Source organism: Treponema sp. OMZ 799, assembly GCF_024181365.1.
Classification (GTDB): Bacteria; Spirochaetota; Spirochaetia; order Treponematales; family Treponemataceae; genus Treponema_B.
Window position 1 is genome coordinate 1,649,703 of the sequence record NZ_CP051301.1, and the last position, 19,126, is coordinate 1,668,828.

Consider the following 19,126-nt stretch of genomic DNA (forward strand, 5'->3'; position numbering starts at 1 on the left):
AACCATGAAAATCTTACACATAATTACTAATACAGAACTCGGCGGAGCTCAAACCGTATGTATTTCGTTGGCAAATATGGCTTCTAACGAAGGAAATACCGTTGCTGTAGCTTCAATGGAAGGCGGGTATCTTTGGGATAATTTAGATTCTTCAGTTATACGATTTAAGATAAAAAATATGGTAAAACCTATTAGTTTGTTACCTGATTTAAAATGTTATTTTGAATTAAAGAATGAAATTAATAAATTTTCTCCGGATATCATTCATCTTCATTCCAGTAAGGCTGGTGTTCTTGGTCGTCTTGCAGGGAGAAAATACAAGAAAAGTATAATTTATACTGTTCATGGTTTTGATTCTATACGTCTGAAGCATAGATTTTTTTTGCCTTTGGAGAGATTTTTACAGAAATATTGCGGTGCAATAGTAGCTGTTTCTCATTATGATAAACAAAATTTGCTTAAGGAAAAAATAACACACAAAGTAAAGACAATTAGAAATGGAATTGTAAAACCTGAAGAAGAGGCGGCTATTCCGTTTGATATTGGCAAATATAAAAAAGTCGTTATAACCATTGCTCGTATCGCATACCCAAAAAAGTTTCAAAGCTTTTTATCTGTTGCTTCAGATCCTGCCATGAAGGATTATCTTTTTGTTTGGGCAGGCGGTTCTGCCGAAAAATCGATGGAAGAGATAAAAAAAGAGTTTTCAATCCCTTCCAATGTTTTATTGCTTGGAGATTGTCCTAATGCATCAGGCCTTTTGCCGTACTGTGATCTTTTTGTCTTATTTAGCAACTATGAAGGTCTTCCAATGACTATTATTGAAGCTATGGCTCAAAAAAAAGCTATTGTTGCATCTAATGTTGGCGGAATTCCTGAGCTTGTAGATAATACAAACGGATTATTGATTGAAACTGATGAAGATGCCGTTAAGGCAATAAGTAATATCTTGCAAGATAATGAAAAGAAGTCTAAAATGGAAAGAGCTTCATTTGAGAAGTTTTCGAATTTTTTTACTTTAGATATTATGTGGAAAAATTATCGTAATTTATACAAAGAAATAGCAAAGGGTTAAAATAAATGCACATAGCAATAATAGGCGGTTCCGGTTTTATAGGAACAAGATTGACAAAGAGACTTTTATTCTCCGGTCATAAAATTAAAATTCTCGATAAGCAGGATAGTAAGTATTACCCTGAATTTAGAGTCTTTGCTGATGTAAGAGATGTTGATTTTTTAAAAAAAGAATTATCTTCCGATTTTGATTGTGTTATTAATTTAGCAGCCGAGCATAGGGATGATGTTGAGCCTAAGAGCCTCTATGATGAAGTAAATGTTGCCGGTGCCGAAAATGTATGCAAGGTTTGCTCTGAGTTGGGGATCAAAAAAATTATTTTTACAAGCTCCGTTGCCGTTTATGGATTTGCTCCTCTTAATACAAATGAAATGGGTGAGATAAATTATTTTAATGATTACGGCAGAACCAAGTGGCTTGCCGAAGGAAAATACCGTGAATGGCTTGAAACCGGTAAAGAAAACTCGCTTACCATAATCAGACCGACTGTTGTTTTCGGAGAGCAGAATAGAGGAAATGTTTACAATCTATTAAGGCAAATCAGTTCAGGTTTTTTTCCCTTTGTGGGTAAAGGAAAAAATAAAAAATCAATGGCCTATGTTGAAAATGTGGCAGCTTTTATCGAGTTTTGTTTAGCTAATGGAAGCGGTGAACACTTATTTAATTATATCGATAAACCTGACTTTGATATGAACTCTCTTACTAATGAAGTTTATAAAATTCTAGGAAGTCCTAATCATAAAATTTTCCACTGGCCTTATTGGTTGGGCTATTTCGGCGGGCTTTGCTTTGACTTACTTGCAAAAATAACAGGAAAAAAGTTATCGATAAGCTCAATCAGGGTAAAAAAATTCTGTGCCGATACTCTTTTTGATTCTGTAAATATTTTAAAAACCGGGTTTAAGCCTCCGGTTTCCTTGGCTGATGGTCTAAGTAACACAGTAAGGTATGAATTTATTGATAAGGTTCAAGATCATGTTTTTCATACCGAGTAGAAACGTGTTATATGTTCCTATATCATCAATTTTTTGATAGGGGGTATTTATGAAAGCTATAATTTTAGCAGGCGGTGCAGGAACCCGTTTGTATCCGCTTACCAAGGCTGTTTCAAAACAAATTTTACCAATGTATGATAAACCAATGATTTATTATCCCTTGTCGGTTATGATGCTTGCCGGTATACGCGAGGTCTTAATTATCTCTACACCTAGAGACATAGGGCTTTTTAAGGAGCTTTTCGGTGATGGAAATTGGCTGGGTATGAAGTTTGAGTATGCCGTCCAAGATAGACCTCGAGGTCTTGCTGATGCCTTTATAGTCGGTGAAAAATTCATCGGTTCCGATTCTTGTGCCCTAGTTTTGGGCGATAATATCTTTTATGGGCGAGGTTTTAGCAGTACCTTGACGGATGCTGTTTTATCCATAAAAGACAACGGCGGAGCCTTAATTTTCGGTTATTATGTTAAGGACCCGAGAGCTTACGGCGTGGTTGATTTTGATGATGAAGGAAATGTTTTGACTATCGAAGAGAAACCTCAAAATCCAAAATCAAATTATGCAATTCCGGGCTTGTATTTTTATGATAATGAAGTAATCAAGATTGCAAAATCGGTAAAACCTTCGGCCAGAGGCGAGATTGAAATTACATCCGTAAATAATGCTTATCTGGATATGGGTAAATTGAGAGTGGAAAAACTAGGCCGAGGTATGGCATGGCTCGATACGGGAACTTATGACGGTCTTTTAGAAGCCTCAAATTTTATTGCAACAATTCAGAAGAGGCAGGGAATGTATGTCTCATGTATAGAAGAAATAGCATATTTACAAAAATGGATTTCAAAGACTCAGCTTTTAAATTTATCTTCGTCTTATAATAATGAGTATGGAGATTATCTAAAATACATTGCAGAGAATTGTTAGGTTAAGGAGTTAATCTAAATGCGAAATCTACAAAATATTTTGGTAACAGGCGGAGCCGGTTTTATCGGCTCCAATTTTATCAGAACCTTATTAAAAAAGGAAACCGATTTTAAGGGCCGAGTCATCAACCTTGATGCTATTACCTATGCAGGGAATGCCGCAAACCTTTCCGATGTTGAATCCGAATTCGGCGGAAGCCGGTACTTTTTTATTCATGGAAATATCTGTGATAAAGAAATCATAAATAAGATTTTTACCGAATATAATATAGATACTGTTGTTAATTTTGCAGCCGAAAGTCATGTAGACCGTTCTATTTTGGGGCCTGAGGTTTTTTTAAAGACAAATGTTTTAGGTACATTTAACCTTTTGGAAACAGCCAAGCAATTTTGGAAAAATTCTGACGGGACAATGCGTGATGATGTTCTTTTTCATCATATAAGTACTGATGAGGTTTACGGTTCATTGGGACATCAAGGTCTTTTTGAAGAAACAACAGCCTATGATCCTCGCTCTCCTTATTCTGCAAGTAAGGCATCCAGTGATCACTTGGTAAAGGCTTACTTCCATACTTACGGACTTCCTGTTACAATTTCAAATTGCTCCAATAATTACGGACCTTTTCAGTTCCCGGAAAAGTTGATTCCGTTGATGATTTTAAATATGCTTGAAGGTAAAAATCTTCCCGTTTACGGTGACGGCAAACAGATTAGAGATTGGATTCATGTCGAAGATCATAATGAGGCTGTCAGGCTCATCTTAAAAAAAGGAAAGACCGGTGAAACCTATAATATCGGCGGAGAAAATGAATGGGAAAATATAAAACTTTTAAATAAACTCATTCAAATTGTTTGCAAAAAAGCAGGACTTAGCGAAGAAACTGCAAGGAAAACCATTAGCCATGTAACAGATAGGCTCGGCCATGACCGCCGATATGCCATTGACTGTACAAAAATAAAAAAAGAACTTAACTGGAAACGCAATTTTGATTTTGAAGCAGGACTTGAAAATACTGTTGACTGGTATTTAAATAATAAAGATTGGATAGAAAATGTCCGCTCCGGTGAGTACCGTAATTGGATAGAAAAAAATTATAAGGAGAGATAAATATTGGCGGTGTAGTATAACCCTTGCCCAATCTAAAAAAATATTGTAAAATAGACCTATGAGTGATTTAATACAACCAAAAGTTTTAAAAGGATTTAGGGATTTTCTTCCTGCGGATGAGATTGAAAGAGCTCTTCTTATGGAAAGGTTGGTAAAAGTTTTTAGGGATTACGGCTTTGTGCCCATCGATACTCCGGCCTTGGAATATTCCGAGATTCTATTGAGAAAGAGCGGAGGGGAAACCGAAAAGCAGGTTTTCCGGTTTAACGACAACGGCGGAAGGGATGTGGCTATGCGCTTTGATCTAACCGTCCCCTTAGCACGCTTTGTTGCGGAACATAAGTCTGAAGTTTATTTTCCGTTTAAACGCTATCATATCGGAAAGGTATGGCGAGGCGAGAAGCCTCAGGCCGGGCGTTATCGCGAATTTTTGCAATGCGATTTTGATATTTTGGGCTCAGACTCGGCTGCCGTTGATTTTGAAATTTTACGCCTTATTAAAAAGGCTTTAAATGAGTTAGGTGTTTTTAACTTTAGAATCCATGTTTCGCATAGGGGAATATTTAACCGTTTCTTAAAGTCTTTAGATTTATCCGGAGACAGCGAAGAGATTCTACGTACTGTAGATAAACTTGCCAAGGTAGGGGAGGCTGAGGTTTTAAAGCTCCTCAGTAGTATAAGCTCCGAAGAAAAGGCAAAAAAAATATTGGCCTATATTTCCGGTGTGAGCAATGAATTAAAAAGCGAGGACTTTGAAAAGACCCTTTCCCGCCTGGAAAGCCTTGCCGGCGGTCCCGATGAAGATACAAAACGCATGAGGGATATCTACTCCTTGGTAAAGGCTGTAGGAATTGAAGACTATATAGTTTTGGATCCTTCTATTACCAGAGGTTTGGATTACTATACCGGTGTTGTATTTGAAACCTTTTTAACCGATTTACCTTCTATAGGTTCCGTTTGCTCCGGAGGAAGGTACGACAACCTTACGGCTCTTTACATGAAGGAGAGTATTACCGGGGTTGGGGCTTCCATCGGGCTTGACAGGCTTATAGCTGCCCTTGAACAGCTGGGTCATCAAAAAACAAAGGCCAGCTTTACCGACCTCCTCATTTTCTCTTTACCTGAAGATGATCAGGTTCTCTCGTATAAGATAGTAAACTTTTTTGAAGCCGAAAAAATAAATGCTGAAGTATATCCTGAACCTAAAAAGATGAATCATCAGTACGCATATGCCGAAAAAAAGGACATCAGGTGGGGACTTTTCTTAACCAAGGATTCTTGTGCGGAAGAATTCGATAAGAACCCTAAAAGTTTTAAGGTAAAATTAAAGGATATGACCAATAGAACTGAGGATGAAATGCCTCTTAGCGAAGCCGTAAAAAAGATAAGAACCGCAAAAAATTAAACTAATTTTTTCCGGCTTATCTCATAAAAGAGAATACCTGCTGCGACGGAGACATTTAGGCTGTCAAGTTTTCCCTTTGTTGGAATTGACACTATCTCGTCGCAGGTTTCTTCTACAAGGCGGCTCATTCCCTTTCCCTCGCTTCCCATAATAAGGGCTGTCTTTTTTGGGAACTTGATATCGGGCAGCGACCTCCCTCCTGCATCTGCCCCGTAAATCCAAAAACCTTCCTTTTTTAGCCTTTCTACGGTGCGTACCGGATTGGTTACCTCTACAAAGGGAACCCAGGCTGACGCCCCTGCACTTACCTTGCTTATAATCTCAAAGCCTCCGGCACTTTTGTTTTCGGGAACTATTATTCCGTCTATTCCGAATTGATCTGCGCTCCTTATGATGGAACCCGTATTGTGAGGATCCGTAATGGAGTCGAGGATTACTACAAAGGCAGAGTCCTTTTCTGCAAGCTTTGCAAAAAACTCATCTATGCTCATTCCTTTTTTTTGATTTTCAGTCTCCGTTACAAGCACAATCCCCCTGTGATCCCTTAGCTGTTCAGGCAAAGCCTTGGTAAGAGAATCAAGAAAGTAATTTTCTTTTTTTTCAATCTTTAGATTTAATTTACGTGCAGTCTCTAAAATCTTTTTTACTCTTGGGCCCTCTTTGGAGTAAAAAATTTCGAGGCTTGACTTACCGCTCTTTTCTTTTTCGATTCTATTTTTTTCAGCTCTTAAAATCTCGTCTATAGCGTGAAAACCTGTAATTGTTTTTTTCATATGCTAGTCCAGATTATAAGTTTCTCCGTATTTTACCGTTTTTACATCCTTGTAACCGTTTTCGTTTAAGTATTGGGTAAAATAGCTTTGAGCCTTAGGTTCTCCGTGAACCAAGAAGATTGTTTTAAGCTTAGGATTCTCCAAGGAGTCGAGCCACTCTCTAGACTCAAAATAATCTGCATGAGCACTGAAGGCGTTTATCTGTAAAATTTCAGCTCTCACCTGATGCCATTCACCGAAAATTTTTACTTCAGGCTCTCTGTTTTGAAGGCGGCGGCCCAAAGTGTCTTCTGCCATAAAGCCGACAAGCATTACCTTTGTGGAAGGCTTTTCGATGTTGTTTGCAAGATGGTGGGTAATTCGCCCGAATTCGCACATGCCGTCTGCACTTATTATTACCATGGGGCCGTCAATATTGTTCAATTCCTTGGACTCGGATACACTCGTTATAAATTTGAGGGAGTTAAAACCGAAGGGATTTTTATGATGAGTCAAAAAGGCCTCATGCGTTTCTTCATCATAGCATTCGGGATGAACCTGAAATATACTCGTTGCGTTTACAGCCATAGGAGAGTCAACATAGATAGGAATGTCCGGAATTATTTTTTTGTCTACCAAGAGGTGAAAATAATAGACTATTTCCTGTGTTCTTTCAACGGCAAAGGCCGGAATTATCATCTTTCCCTTGTTTTCTACAAGTTCCTGTGTTTTTTCGGCAAGAAGTTTTAAGGCATTGTCAGTGTCTTCATGGCGCCTGTTACCGTAGGTGCTTTCAATAACTATATAATCGACAGGCGGAATTATATCCGGATCTCGGATAATGGCCTTGTTTTTTCGGCCTAGGTCTCCTGTAAAGGCTATTTTTACTTCTTTTCCTTCGGAATCCTTTGCCGTAATTAAGGCCATGGATGAGCCTAAAATATGTCCTGCATCGTAGAATTCCAGCCGGACATTGGGACCTATCCATGTAGGTCTGTGGTACGATATAGTTACAAACTGATTGACTGTCTGAATTACGTCTTTTTCATCAAAAAGAGGGACCCATTTAAATGTTTCTCCTTTTTTTGCAGCCTGCTTGGATAAATATTCCCTATCCCTTGCCTGAATTCTTGCAGAATCCATCATAACAAGGTTAGCTATATCTCTTGTTGCAGGAGTTGCATAGATGTTGCCGTTAAAGCCGTGTTTTCCTAAAAGGGGTAATAGTCCGCAATGGTCATAGTGGGCATGGGTTAAAATGACAGCCTCCAATTCCGGAGCCGGAACATTAAAATCCCTGTTTTTCTTGTCTGCTTCAGCTCTTTTTCCTTGAAAAGCTCCGCAGTCTATCAAATACTTATGCCCGTCAACTTCAAGAATGTGTTTGGACCCGGTAACTTCTTCTGCAGCACCGAGCGAGTAAAATTTAATTGCCATAAGCTAAGCATACATCATAATCGGCGAAAAATCAAGACTTTTGCTATTATTTTTTCTCTCATTGCCATATGTGGTAGCTGTGTATGTATTTTATAAAGCTGAGATTTCCTAAAATGAAAAGGGTAAGCCCTATGCCTAGGAGGGTATAGGATGATGTGTACAAGAGAACCGAATAACCGATTAAGGCTCCTGTCAGCGAAAGAGCTGCAAATAAATACTCTTTTATGTTTTTTGTGATATAGACAAAAAAGTAATTTACACAGGCCAAAATCGCCGCTATTAAAAACAAGTATATATATGAATGACCGGCCTTAATATCCGAAAGAAAATATCTGTTTATATAAAAATTGTTTATAGGCATTGACAGGCATATCAAAAAAGATATAAAGAAAACAAAAAAGAAGACCGAGGAGATTTTTCTAGTTATTATTTTGTTGGCAAAGATGCCTGCCATAAAAAGAGACATAATTCCCGCTAATCTAAAAAAATATACCAGCCGGGATAGGTTTGCTATACTATCCAGCACTATATTTGAAAAGTTATACAGCGGAAAAATCAGTCTTATACTTTCAAAGCTTATGCATATGGTAAACATGGCAAAGAAGGATATTTCGATTGCATGAGTCTTTTTAAAAGTAAAGTATACGAAGACTAAAAAGCCGAGCGATAAAAAAGGAAAGGTTAAGATTCCTATTAATACCGCATAGTTGTCATAGTTATTTTTCGATAGATTGAGTATAAATTCAATAATACTTAAGCTTCCTGCAGATTTTGTGCCTGATACCAAGGAGTTATCAAGGTTTCTGTTAAGAACAATCCCGACAAAGGATATTAAGGATAATATAAGAATTAAGGCTGTAACCGATATGGCGACTAGGCGCGCTCTGTTTCTTCCTGCAATTGTCATATTAGAGCAGTATACCAGTAAAAAAAATATTTGTAAAGGTCAATTATTCAAAAATACTTGATATATTGGTATTTTTGTGGTAAAATGCTTCCTATGAATTTTGTTTTTATTTTAGTTTTGCCCTTAGTTTTTTTACTCTACGCCCTATTTTCAAAGGAGCAGGGCGGCAAGTTTGCAGCCTTTTTATTCGGTATTTTGGGCGGGATAGTGTCATTGATAATTGTTTCTTTTTTCCCTTTTTCGAGCCTGCAAATTTCATCTTACTTGAGCTCCCATTTATGGCGCTTTTTCTTTCAGTACTTCTTTTTAAACGCTCTTTTTGGATCGGCATTTTTCTTTTTGATTTCATGGTCGCTTTCCGAAGATGTGTTGAGTAACAGCTTATCGGCTCTATTCGGCATTTTTAGCTCCGTCTTTGCCTATTTATTTTACGGAAATATCAATACTCCGGACTCGACAGAGCTTATCTTATTCCTCCTTATAATAATAGGTTCCATCCTTATTTTTGATTTTGTTTACTATATTTTAGCGGCCAATTTAACTATTTCCATGGATTTTATAGTTTATCTAATAGCCTTTATTTCTTTTATCGTTTTTACCCTTTTAGGCTCATATGCTCTTGCCGCTTGGTACTTATCCGAATCTTCAAATATGCATATTTTTGTTTCTTGCGGTATGTTTTTGCTGGGAGCGGTTCTTAATATTGTGCGGAACAGGTTGTAAACTTTTGATTTTATGAACCTCGATTTTATGTCTTTATCTGATAAACATAATTCTGCCGTTGTTTTGGGAGCTACAGCAACAGGAAAGACCTCCTATGCCGTGGGTCTTGCAAGGGAACTTGGCGGCGAAATTATTTCTGTAGATTCAAGACAGGTTTATAAAGGGCTTGATCTCGGTACCGGAAAGGACTTGGACGAGTATGGAGAGGTGCCCTATCACTTAATCGATATCTGCACCTTGGAAAGGGAGTACAATGTCTTCGACTTTCAAAATGATGCTTACAAGGCCTTTGAAGATATAAGGATGAGAAAAAAAATTCCGATCTTTGCGGGAGGAACAGGGCTTTATCTCGATGCCCTTATAAGGGAGTATGAGCTCATTCCTGTTCCGAAAAATGAAGAACTGAGGGTGTCCTTGGCCGGTAAGAATTTGGAGGGCTTACAAAAAGTTTTTTTTGAATACAAGGTTCCGATGCATAATAAAACCGACCTTGAAAACATGGATCGGCTTATGCGGGCTATTGAAATTGCCGAATATAAAAAGACCCATCCCGATGCAGCCGAGATACTAAACGCAAGCCGCCCCGATATCCGCCCCCTTATAATCGGCCTTAAATATCCGCGGGAAATTTTAAGGGAAAGGATAAGGCTTAGACTCATTCAACGTATAAATGACGGAATGATCGAAGAAACTGAGAGGCTTCACAAAGAGGGATTTTCCTGGGAAAGGCTTGAAAGTTTGGGACTTGAGTATAAATTTACCGCCCAATACCTTCAAGGCAAAATAGACTCGAAGGAAAAGTACATTGATTCTCTTTACCGTGCTATTTGTCAATTTGCAAAAAGGCAGGAAACTTGGTTTAGACGTATGGAAAAAAACGGAGTAAAAATAGACTGGATTTTAAAAGGACTGTAATTAATTTTATGGAGAAAGTCTTTATTGGAGGATATTTATGGAGCTAAAAACTCTTATCGGTAAATATAAAAGATCTTACATTGTTTTTTTTACAGGCTGTGTTCTTTCCGGCTTTGGGCAAATTTTTATGAGCATTGTTATGGCCTTTGCTATAGGAATGATGCAAAATCCTACACTTGAAGAAATAAAAAGCCGTATCGGTTTTGTCGCTGCAGGAAGCCTTATTATGGGGCTTAGCCATTTTTTTATAATACGCCTTAGTTTAAATTTTAAGCGGAATATTCAGCTGGAACTTAGAAAAATAGCCTTTGCTAAAATTTTAAAAAAATCTTATTCCGAATTCAATCTGAAATCAAAAGAAAACTATATTTCGAATTTGGTAAACGATATAAATCTTTTTAGAAGCGATTATTATTCTTCCTTAACCGCTCTTATAACTTCTATATCCTCCGTAACTCTTTCTTATATTCTTTTAATTTATATCGATTGGTTTTTTGCTCTCTTGGTTTTATTCATAGCCCTTATTTTTTTATTTATAGGAAAGTTATTTGAAAAACCGACAGTGAACTTAAAAAAATCTGTTTCGGAAAATAACGAAAAATTTTCGATTGAAGTTTCCAATGTTTTAAACGGCATTGAAATTTTAAAATTAAACGGTGTTGAAGACAGTTTTTGTAATAAAACAATTAAATCGATCAAAAAAGTAGAAGGCTATAAGCAAAGGTTTAATTTTCTTGAAAAATTTCAAGAAAATTTTTTCAGCCTTGTGGGTTTGTTTTTACGGGTGGGTATTTTGGCTTATTGCGTAAAAAAACTGATTATGGGTTATGACTTAACCTCTGCTGCCTTGCTTTTACAGCTTTCAAACCCTGTAATGTTTTCTTCAAGAACAATTTTTCCTAAAATAAATAAATATAAGGCCGCAAAAGAAATATATACCAAGATAACAAAGGATGATGTGGCTGAGCTTATTAAAACTAATACAGAAGCTCTTAAAAGAGATCCTATCGGAGTTAAGGATTTTAATTTTAAAGATAAAATTGAAATTAAGAATTTAAGCTATACATATAAAGACAAGGAAGTTTTAAAAAATATCTCTTTTGAGATTTTGAAAAATAAAAAATATTTGATTCGGGGTGTGAGCGGTTCGGGAAAAACAACCCTTATAAATCTTTTATCAAAAACTATGGAAAATTATGAGGGAGATATTTTTGTTGACGGTATTAATTTAAAAGATATTTCTCCTTTATCGTTTAACGAAAAAATAGCCTTTATTTTTCAAAATGTTTTTTTGTTTGAAGATTCAATTAAAAATAATATTTGTCTATATAAGGATTATCCTCAAGATAAGTTTGATTTTGCAGTTGCGGCATCGGGCTTAAAAGATTTTATTTTAGAAAAAAAAGAGGACACAATTCTTTCCGAAAACGGTAAAGATTTATCCGGAGGTCAAAGACAAAGAATTTCCATAGCAAGGGCCGTAATAAAGGACTCGGAAATTCTTTTTGCAGATGAGGCATCAGCCAGCTTAGAAGAAAGTTTAGGCCGTCAAATTGAAAACGATTTATTAAGGCTTGACACTACACTCATCGCAATCTCTCACAGGTATTACGAAGGCATAAGCGAAAAATATGATTATGTTATCGAAATAAAAAATAAGAGCCTTGAAGTATTTCCGGCACAAAAATATTTTCAAAGTGAGGTAAAATCAAATGATTAAAAAAGCAATTCGAAAATCCTATCCCATTTTATTTGTAACCCTCCTTTTTGCCTTGACCGGGGCTGTGCTGCAGCTGCGTGCCTTATATATTACAAAGGACTTAGTGGATAATGCCTTGAGTATAGACCGCAGTATAGATTTTTTAAAAATAAATGCCGTAAAGATGGTTATTTGGTCGGCTTTTTCAATATTCTTTGTTTTGGCCGGTAATTTTTTTCAAAGCCTTTACTATAGAAAAGCCGTTGAATATGCAAAAACTTTTTATCTAAAGACCATCTTCAAAAAAAAGATAAACGAATTTCAAGCTGAAAATACGGCTAAATATTTTTCGAATCTTACAAACGACATGGAAAGGATTGAAAACGAGTACATTATGTCCTTATATGAAATCCTATATATGATTTTTCAAGCCCTTATAAGTGTAGGAGTTCTTTTATATGTAAACTATGTCATTCTCCTTGCAGGAATAGCTGTCGGCCTTATATTTGCAGTAATGGCCGCCTTGATGGGTATACCTATGCAAAAGCACGAAAAACAATTATCGGATATCTTAGGAAAATACACGGAGTACGTAAAAGAAATTCTTTCGGCATTCCAAATTATAAAAACAAACAATCTTCAAAAAAAAGCCTCAGATGATTTTTATCATAAGTCAAAAAATGTTGAAGATAAAGAATTTTTTGTAGGTAAACTTACTTCGTATATTTTACTTATAATGGTTTCAATACTCTTGCTCTTGGTCTTGGGTATAATATTGGGCGGTATTTATCTTGTATACTTAAAAATTATTACGGTGGGTACCTTGCTCTTTGCCCTCTCTCCTATGACAAAAATCGTAAACAGCTTCGGCAATGTGGGAGGACAGATACAGGCTATTGTCGGTTTAAAAAAAGTATTTGAAACAATAGACAATAATTTAAAAAATGCCGACACTTATGAAGAAACAATTGAGCTTTCTTCTTTTAATTCTTCGATAGAATTTAAAAATGTTTCTTTTAACTACGGCGAAAATGAGGTCTTAAAAGATATCGTCTTAAAATTCGAAAGGGGCAAAAAGTATCTGATAGTCGGCCCCTCAGGAGGCGGTAAAACCACTGTGCTGAAACTTTTGCGCAAATACTTTAATCCAAGCAGCGGAGAAATTTTAGTTGACGGCGACAACTTAAAAGACATAACCCCTCTTTCTTATTTTAAAAATATAGCAAATATAGAGCAGCAAGTTTTTTTGTTTGAGGACAGCCTTTATAATAATATTACTCTTTATAAAAATTATTCCCAAGATGAAATTAAAGAGGCTGTTAAAAATGCAGGCTTAAGCTCCTTTGTCGAAAACTTGCCCGGAGGATTGGACTACAAAATAACCGATAACGGTAAAAATATTTCGGGCGGCGAAAAGGCCCGAATAGCCATTGCCCGAGGCTTAATTACAAGGGCAAAGTTGATTTTCTTGGATGAGGCCTTTGCAAGTCTGGATATGGAAACCGCTATCCGTATAGAAGAAACCCTTCTCGCCTTAAAAGACGTAACCGTAATTAACGTAAGTCATGTTGTGTTCGATAAAACAAGGGTACAATACGACAATGTAATTACGGTAAAAAATAAGGGTGTTGAAGTAAGTTAAGAGTTAATATAGACTCGTATAAAAGTAAATGGAGTTTGATTTGAAAAAAGAAAAAAATATTCAATATGTTTTTATCGACTCAGGCATAGGAGGCCTTCCTTATCTAAGGCACTTAAAAGAAATTGAGCCTCAAAGTTCTTGTGCCTATGTTGCAGATACAAAACATTTTCCTTATGGGGAAAAAACACTCGAAGAGGTAATAGAGTATACTCAAAATCTTGTAAAAAAGATAATCGAAGAGCTTAGGCCTTCGGTTATAATCATAGCCTGTAATACGATGACCGTTTCGGCTCTTTCTCACCTGCGGGAAAAATTCGACATTCCCTTTGTGGGCACGGTTCCTGCCATAAAGCCTGCAGCCTTGGCAAGTAAAAATAAAAAGATAGCTGTCCTTGCAACCGAAAGAACTGTAAACGATATTTATGTTCAAAACCTCATTGACGAATTCGGAGCTGATTGTAAATTCTTTATGCGTGCCGATTCAGTTTTGGTCAGTAAGGTAGAAAACTCCCTGCTTTCGGTAAGTGAGGAAGATAAGAAATCTGCAATCAGGCCTGCGGTTGAGTTTTTTAAGTCGGCAGGAACCGATACGGCAGTCCTAGGCTGTACTCACTTTTTACACTTGAGGGATGAGTTTAAGGCCGTCTGTGAACCGGATATAAGGATTGTGGACTCATTGGACGGGGTTGTTAACCGGGCGCTAAAGATATCTCCTCCTCAAAAATTAAAGGATGAGAACTTAAAATTAAAAAATATTCAAAAAGATATTTTTTATATCACCTCGGAAAAAACTGAAGAAAATACAAAAAAGTATTCCGCTTATGCGGATCTTTTTGGTATGGTTTTAGGGTATTTTTAAAATGAAGGGATTGGTTTTAAAAGGATCTAATAATATTTTTTTTGTTGAATGTGAAGACGGAAAATTAAGAAACTGTTCCATTAAGGGAAAGATCTTAAAAGATTCTGCTCTTTACTATAATCCTCTTGCTGCAGGCGACCTTGTAAACATTGAGCCCGATACTCACTCGGAAGATGAGGGCTTGGTAACAGGCTTGATCGAAAGAAAAAATTCTTTTTTGCGTTTAAACCAAAAACTGAATATGCCTCAGCTTTTAGCCGCAAATATCGGCCTCCTTGTTTGTGTTGCCTCTGCCGCAAATCCTCCCTTCCGTCCGCGCTTTGTAGACAGGATCTTAGTGCAGGCCGAGATTCAAAAGATTCCGGTTTTAATTGTGTTAAACAAGTGCGATCTAAAAATAGCGGATGATGTAAGAGATAGGATGGAAGATTGGAAAAGGCTGGGCTATAAGACGATTGAAGTTTCGGCAAAGGAGGGCAGGGGAATGGACAACTTAATAGAGGCCCTCTCGGCTAAAACTTCTGCCCTTGTCGGACAATCCGGAGTGGGGAAGAGTACCCTCTTAAATTTTATAGCCCCCGATTTAAATTTAAAAACCTCTGCAATCTCGGATAAGTATGACAGAGGTACTCACACTACAACTCAGGGAGAATACTTTAAAATAAGAGCCCTTACCTCAAAGGGCAAAGAACATTCGATAAACATAATCGATACACCCGGCGTGAGGAACTTTGCAATTTACGGTATAGGGCCTGAGGATACAGGTCTATATTTTCCCGAAATGGAAAAGCTCATAGGCTCATGCAAATTCGGCCTTTCCTGCACCCATACCCATGAACCCGGATGTGCCCTTTTAGAAGCCTTAAAAAAAGGTGATATTCATAAGGATAGGTATACGAGTTTTGAGCTTATAAATAAAGAATTACAAGAAACGGTAAAAAAATATTAGGAAGGATTTATGACTGAGCATACGCTGGAAGTTTTACAGTTTTCGAGGATAAGAGAAATTATTGCATCATATTGTGTAACGGATGAAGGAAAAGAATTTTGTTTAAAAAAGAATCCTGACACGGATACAAAAAGAATAGAAGAAGAAAAAAAATTAGGGATAGATTTTTTAAATCTTTTAAGGGCATATAAGGCTCCTTCGATTAAATACCGCCCTCCTGTTCTTCCCTTTCTTGAGGGTATCGATATTGAAGGGGCTGCCCTTGATATCGAAGGCGTTTATTCGGTCGGGCTTTTGGCCTTGTCCGTTTCTTCTTTACACGAATGGTTGAGCCCTTTTTTGGAAAATGAAGAGCCGAATGAAAACTCGATTGTTTCCTTTGTAAAAAAAATACCCGATATGCTCCATTTAAAAAAGCTCGTATTTTCTTTTATAGATGAAACCGGAGAATTGCAAGACCTTCCTTCCTTGCGGGCAATAAAAAGCAAGATACGTTCCATAGAGGACGACATCGATAAGACTATGCGGAACTATTTTACAAACGATGCAACCCGCCAAATGCTTCAATCCAATCTCCCTACAGTAAAGGACGGAAGACAGGTTATAGCCGTAAGATCCAACTTTAAAGGAAGAATCCCCGGAATAATTCATGAGTATTCTCAATCGGGGCAAACCTTTTATCTTGAGCCTGAAGAAATAGTTGTAAAAAATAATGACTTGATTGCAGCCCATGCCGAATACGAGCGGGAACTCTTGAGGCTTTTACAAGAATTGACTTCTCAAATTGCAGAGCATACCGAAGAAATAAAAGAAGCCTGTGAGGCAATTACAAAATTGGACTGTATTGCAGCCGCTTCCCGATGGGCACATTCCAATAATTGTGTCTTTGCAGGCAGCATCGCTAAAAATTCTCACTCTGAAAATGAAGGAGGTATTTCCTTTTATCTTCATCAAGCCCGCCATCCCCTGCTTGGAAAGTCGGCAGTTCCTATAGATTTAAAACTATCTAAGGACGACAGGGTACTTATTATAACCGGACCGAACACCGGAGGAAAAACCGTAAGCTTAAAAACGGCAGCCCTCTTTGCCCTTATAAACCAAACAGGTTGGCCCCTCCCTGCAGGGACCTTGACCCGTCTCCCTTACTTTGATTTTATAGCCTGCGACATAGGAGATGAGCAGTCAATGGACCAATCCCTTTCTACCTTTTCGGCTCACATGAAAAATGTTTCAGAGATTATAAGACGGGCAGGAGATAAAAGTCTTATCATTCTTGATGAGCTTGGAAGCGGTACTGATCCGCAAGAAGGCTGTGCAATCGCTATGGCCGTTCTTGACGATCTTTTAGAAAAAAAAGCCTTTGTCTTTGTTACCACCCATCATGGGGCCTTAAAAAATTACGGCTACAGCAAGGATTCTTGTGTAAACGCCTCAGTCGAATTTAATCAAAACACCTTGAGTCCAACCTATCGGATCCTCATGGGAGTTCCTGGTGAAAGTCATGCAGTCGACATAGCCAAACGGAACGGCCTTCCCGAACATATAATCGAAAAGGCTCACACCTATTTGGGAAATAACAGGGCCGATGTTTCCGATCTTATAAAGGGGCTCATTCAAAAGCATGAAGACTTAAACGAATTCGAACTTCAAAAAAAGGAAGAAGAATTAAAACTAAAAGAGGATAGGCGCCGCTCCGATTTAAAGGAGCTTCAATTAAAGCAAAAAGAATTGGAACTAAAACGGGACGGAATAAAAAGGCTTGATCTTTTTTTTGAAGAAAAAAGAAAATTTCTTGAAAACCTTGTCCGTGAACTTAGAGAGGGTGAACTAAGCCGCGAAAAAACTTTAAGCGTTAAAAAATGGATTGACGATTTTGAAAAAGACTTGGGTAAAGAACATGAGGCCTTAAAACTTGAGCAATCGCAAATAGACGAAAGGATTCATACTTCAAAAGAAAAACACAAGGCTCCTCAAAATTCCAAACTTCAAGAAGGTACCCGCGTTATAATTAAAAGCCTCCGCCGTAACGGTGAACTTATCCGTGAAGAAAAAAAAGGTAAGTGGCTGGTTGCCGTAGATAACTTAAAGCTTACTATTTCGGAAGACGATATGGAGATTTGCGAAAATCAAGAAAAACTTAAACTTTCCAAACCCATTGTAAGCCTTATAAGCGACACAAGCGCTCCGGCCTCCCGCCCTTCTTTTGAGCTCCGCCTCTTAGGAATGAGGGCTGAAGAAGCTCAAAAGGCCTTGCAGGATCAAATGGATCTGGTCTTGGTGCACGGCATTACTGAATTTGCTATTATTCACGGAAAGGGACACGGAATTCTTCAAGAATTATCTCACGATTTTTTAAAAAGAAGTCCATTTGTCAAAGACTTCCGTTTTGCAAAGCCCGAAGAAGGCGGTTCGGGAAAAACAATAGTGAGTCTGGGATAGCTATGGATTTGCCGTGCATAATTAAAAGCCCTTGGCTTTTGTCTGCCTTAAAGCTAATTTGATTCAAAGTCTTCTATTACGTAAAAGTCGACGGGAAACCAGTTTTCGGGAGCAGCTATCTCATCGGCGATTTCGCCGATTGGAACATGGGCTGTAGTTTCGCAGCCCAGGTAATCTCTGCCGTTATGGGTAAAACAGGTTCCGCTTCCCTGACAGTCTACTGCGGCTATGGCATGGGACTTATTCGGTGAAACCAAAAGAACAGCATCTATGTTCATTTGTTTTAACATTAACACCATAAGAAGAGCCCTGCTGTCGCAGTCGCCTCTCTTTTCTGCAAGGGCTTGGGGGAGATTCATAAAATCGCTTCCCTTTCTGTCTCTTTCGTAATTAAAATTTTGAACCAAAAAGAGAAGTTCCTTTGCCGCTTTTTCTGCAAATCCGCTTTGATTGTTTTCGTCAAAGATTGAAGTATATACTGCAAAGGAGGCAGGCGCTATACGGCTCCAGGCATCCCTAAAAATTACCTTATAAAACCTCTGCCAAGCTGCAATTAAATTATCGTGATTTAAATACATAGTCAAAACCGAAAACTCCCTGTCAATCACCGATTGGTTTGCTTGAGCATCCGATTCATCTATCGTGAAGGAAATGTTTTTATTGTTAAAAACATAGTCGAGAGTTTTTTCTTTTGTTTTAGGATAGAGGGCTGCCGTAACCGGCCCCGGCTCAAAATAAGACATCGTATCGGTATAAACGGTATCCAGGGAAGAAATCATTAGATTTTCACACTCCTTAGCCTTATCCTTGTCGGTGTAGGTAAGAAGAACAAGCCAGCCGGTTTTATTTGGCAGCGCAAGGGTTAAAACCCAGCCTGAAAGCTCTTTCGGCTTATATTTTTCGGAAGGAGAATATAAAAAAGAAACGGACGATAAAAGAGCCTCCTTATTCCTCCATATAAAAGGAACATCCTTATGAGTCATTTTTAGCTGCTTAAAAATATGTTCGGCAGCTTCTTTTATGTTTTTAAATTGAGGCTCTTCATACAAGGCTATTTGCAGGTCAACGGGAAGGATTGCATGCTGAAAAAGATATCTTTCATTTCCTTCTCTGTCGGCTAAAACGAAATCTTCAGGGAGGTCAAGTGCATAGCCCCATGAAGGGGAATACATTTGTTCTGCCGGGAGAGAAACACTTAAAAAAAAGAAACTGCTTAGAAGCAAAAAATACCTTAAAATTTTTCTCATACTATTATAGATTATAACTTATTTTTAACAATAATACTATACGGCTTTCT

The 19,126-nt window shown here is 37.6% G+C and carries 16 protein-coding genes; 12 read left to right on the top strand and 4 right to left on the bottom strand.

Annotation, left to right across the window (positions count from 1 at the left end):
• The first annotated feature begins 4 nt into the window (after positions 1-4).
• Genes E4O04_RS07470 through hisS form a run of 5 tightly spaced genes read left to right on the top strand, consistent with a single transcriptional unit; the run spans position 5 to position 5,507 of the window.
• The gene (locus E4O04_RS07470) at positions 5-1,075 is read left to right on the top strand and encodes a glycosyltransferase (RefSeq protein ID WP_253687978.1); all 1,071 of its coding nucleotides are present in this window, start codon (positions 5-7) and stop codon (positions 1,073-1,075) included.
• Between the two features lie 5 nt (positions 1,076-1,080).
• Complete coding sequence (locus tag E4O04_RS07475; RefSeq protein ID WP_253707139.1) at positions 1,081-2,070, top strand: NAD-dependent epimerase/dehydratase family protein; 990 nt, start codon at positions 1,081-1,083, stop codon at positions 2,068-2,070.
• Between the two features lie 49 nt (positions 2,071-2,119).
• Positions 2,120-2,995 carry a glucose-1-phosphate thymidylyltransferase RfbA gene (gene rfbA / locus E4O04_RS07480; RefSeq protein WP_253707141.1) on the top strand — a complete coding sequence of 292 codons (876 nt, stop codon included), beginning with the start codon at positions 2,120-2,122 and terminating at the stop codon, positions 2,993-2,995.
• Between the two features lie 18 nt (positions 2,996-3,013).
• Positions 3,014-4,102: a dTDP-glucose 4,6-dehydratase gene (gene rfbB, locus E4O04_RS07485; RefSeq protein ID WP_253707143.1), complete on the top strand. Its 1,089-nt coding sequence runs from the start codon at positions 3,014-3,016 to the stop codon at positions 4,100-4,102.
• 58 nt (positions 4,103-4,160) lie between these two features.
• Entirely contained in the window at positions 4,161-5,507 is a 1,347-nt protein-coding gene (gene hisS, locus E4O04_RS07490) for a histidine--tRNA ligase (protein ID WP_253687974.1), read from the top strand.
• Here the strand turns inward: hisS and rlmB are convergent.
• The 3 genes from rlmB to E4O04_RS07505 are packed head-to-tail and all read right to left on the bottom strand — an operon-like array spanning position 5,504 to position 8,603.
• Positions 5,504-6,280 carry a 23S rRNA (guanosine(2251)-2'-O)-methyltransferase RlmB gene (rlmB, locus tag E4O04_RS07495; RefSeq protein ID WP_253707145.1) on the bottom strand — a complete coding sequence of 259 codons (777 nt, stop codon included), beginning with the start codon at positions 6,278-6,280 and terminating at the stop codon, positions 5,504-5,506. The genes hisS and rlmB overlap by 4 nt on opposite strands.
• Before the next feature lie 3 nt (positions 6,281-6,283).
• Entirely contained in the window at positions 6,284-7,696 is a 1,413-nt protein-coding gene (locus E4O04_RS07500; protein WP_253687972.1) for an MBL fold metallo-hydrolase RNA specificity domain-containing protein, read from the bottom strand.
• Positions 7,697-7,754: 58 nt separating this feature from the next.
• Positions 7,755-8,603: a hypothetical protein gene (locus E4O04_RS07505; protein WP_253687971.1), complete on the bottom strand. Its 849-nt coding sequence runs from the start codon at positions 8,601-8,603 to the stop codon at positions 7,755-7,757.
• Between the two features lie 93 nt (positions 8,604-8,696).
• Here E4O04_RS07505 and E4O04_RS07510 point away from each other — a divergent pair, with 93 nt between their 5' ends.
• From E4O04_RS07510 to E4O04_RS07540, 7 genes are read left to right on the top strand one after another with little or no spacing between them, the layout of a single operon-like run.
• On the top strand, positions 8,697-9,326 hold the full coding sequence (locus tag E4O04_RS07510; protein WP_253687970.1) for a hypothetical protein: 630 nt from the start codon (positions 8,697-8,699) through the stop codon (positions 9,324-9,326).
• A gap of 12 nt (positions 9,327-9,338) precedes the next feature.
• Positions 9,339-10,241: a tRNA (adenosine(37)-N6)-dimethylallyltransferase MiaA gene (gene miaA / locus E4O04_RS07515; protein WP_253707147.1), complete on the top strand. Its 903-nt coding sequence runs from the start codon at positions 9,339-9,341 to the stop codon at positions 10,239-10,241.
• A gap of 37 nt (positions 10,242-10,278) precedes the next feature.
• The gene (locus tag E4O04_RS07520; protein WP_253707149.1) at positions 10,279-11,961 is read left to right on the top strand and encodes an ABC transporter ATP-binding protein; all 1,683 of its coding nucleotides are present in this window, start codon (positions 10,279-10,281) and stop codon (positions 11,959-11,961) included.
• The gene (locus tag E4O04_RS07525; protein ID WP_253707151.1) at positions 11,954-13,582 is read left to right on the top strand and encodes an ABC transporter ATP-binding protein; all 1,629 of its coding nucleotides are present in this window, start codon (positions 11,954-11,956) and stop codon (positions 13,580-13,582) included. The genes E4O04_RS07520 and E4O04_RS07525 overlap by 8 nt, the downstream gene beginning before the upstream one ends.
• 40 nt (positions 13,583-13,622) lie before the next feature.
• A complete protein-coding gene (gene murI / locus E4O04_RS07530) occupies positions 13,623-14,441 on the top strand; it encodes a glutamate racemase (RefSeq protein ID WP_253707153.1) in 819 nt (272 codons plus the stop codon).
• A 1-nt stretch (position 14,442) separates the two neighbouring features.
• Complete coding sequence (rsgA, locus tag E4O04_RS07535) at positions 14,443-15,390, top strand: ribosome small subunit-dependent GTPase A (RefSeq protein ID WP_253707155.1); 948 nt, start codon at positions 14,443-14,445, stop codon at positions 15,388-15,390.
• Positions 15,391-15,399: 9 nt separating this feature from the next.
• Positions 15,400-17,829 carry an endonuclease MutS2 gene (locus tag E4O04_RS07540; RefSeq protein WP_253707157.1) on the top strand — a complete coding sequence of 810 codons (2,430 nt, stop codon included), beginning with the start codon at positions 15,400-15,402 and terminating at the stop codon, positions 17,827-17,829.
• A gap of 53 nt (positions 17,830-17,882) precedes the next feature.
• Here E4O04_RS07540 and E4O04_RS07545 read toward each other — a convergent pair whose 3' ends face one another.
• Complete coding sequence (locus E4O04_RS07545; protein WP_253687963.1) at positions 17,883-19,076, bottom strand: transglutaminase-like domain-containing protein; 1,194 nt, start codon at positions 19,074-19,076, stop codon at positions 17,883-17,885.
• Between the last annotated feature and the right edge of the window lie 50 nt (positions 19,077-19,126).

Coding starts and splice junctions, on each gene's coding strand:
- E4O04_RS07470 (WP_253687978.1), top strand. CDS start 5: ATGAAAATCTTACACATAATTACTAATACAGAACTCGGCGGAGCTCAA.
- E4O04_RS07475 (WP_253707139.1), top strand. CDS start 1,081: ATGCACATAGCAATAATAGGCGGTTCCGGTTTTATAGGAACAAGATTG.
- rfbA (WP_253707141.1), top strand. CDS start 2,120: ATGAAAGCTATAATTTTAGCAGGCGGTGCAGGAACCCGTTTGTATCCG.
- rfbB (WP_253707143.1), top strand. CDS start 3,014: ATGCGAAATCTACAAAATATTTTGGTAACAGGCGGAGCCGGTTTTATC.
- hisS (WP_253687974.1), top strand. CDS start 4,161: ATGAGTGATTTAATACAACCAAAAGTTTTAAAAGGATTTAGGGATTTT.
- rlmB (WP_253707145.1), bottom strand. CDS start 6,280: ATGAAAAAAACAATTACAGGTTTTCACGCTATAGACGAGATTTTAAGA.
- E4O04_RS07500 (WP_253687972.1), bottom strand. CDS start 7,696: ATGGCAATTAAATTTTACTCGCTCGGTGCTGCAGAAGAAGTTACCGGG.
- E4O04_RS07505 (WP_253687971.1), bottom strand. CDS start 8,603: ATGACAATTGCAGGAAGAAACAGAGCGCGCCTAGTCGCCATATCGGTT.
- E4O04_RS07510 (WP_253687970.1), top strand. CDS start 8,697: ATGAATTTTGTTTTTATTTTAGTTTTGCCCTTAGTTTTTTTACTCTAC.
- miaA (WP_253707147.1), top strand. CDS start 9,339: ATGAACCTCGATTTTATGTCTTTATCTGATAAACATAATTCTGCCGTT.
- E4O04_RS07520 (WP_253707149.1), top strand. CDS start 10,279: ATGGAGCTAAAAACTCTTATCGGTAAATATAAAAGATCTTACATTGTT.
- E4O04_RS07525 (WP_253707151.1), top strand. CDS start 11,954: ATGATTAAAAAAGCAATTCGAAAATCCTATCCCATTTTATTTGTAACC.
- rsgA (WP_253707155.1), top strand. CDS start 14,443: ATGAAGGGATTGGTTTTAAAAGGATCTAATAATATTTTTTTTGTTGAA.
- E4O04_RS07540 (WP_253707157.1), top strand. CDS start 15,400: ATGACTGAGCATACGCTGGAAGTTTTACAGTTTTCGAGGATAAGAGAA.
- E4O04_RS07545 (WP_253687963.1), bottom strand. CDS start 19,076: ATGAGAAAAATTTTAAGGTATTTTTTGCTTCTAAGCAGTTTCTTTTTT.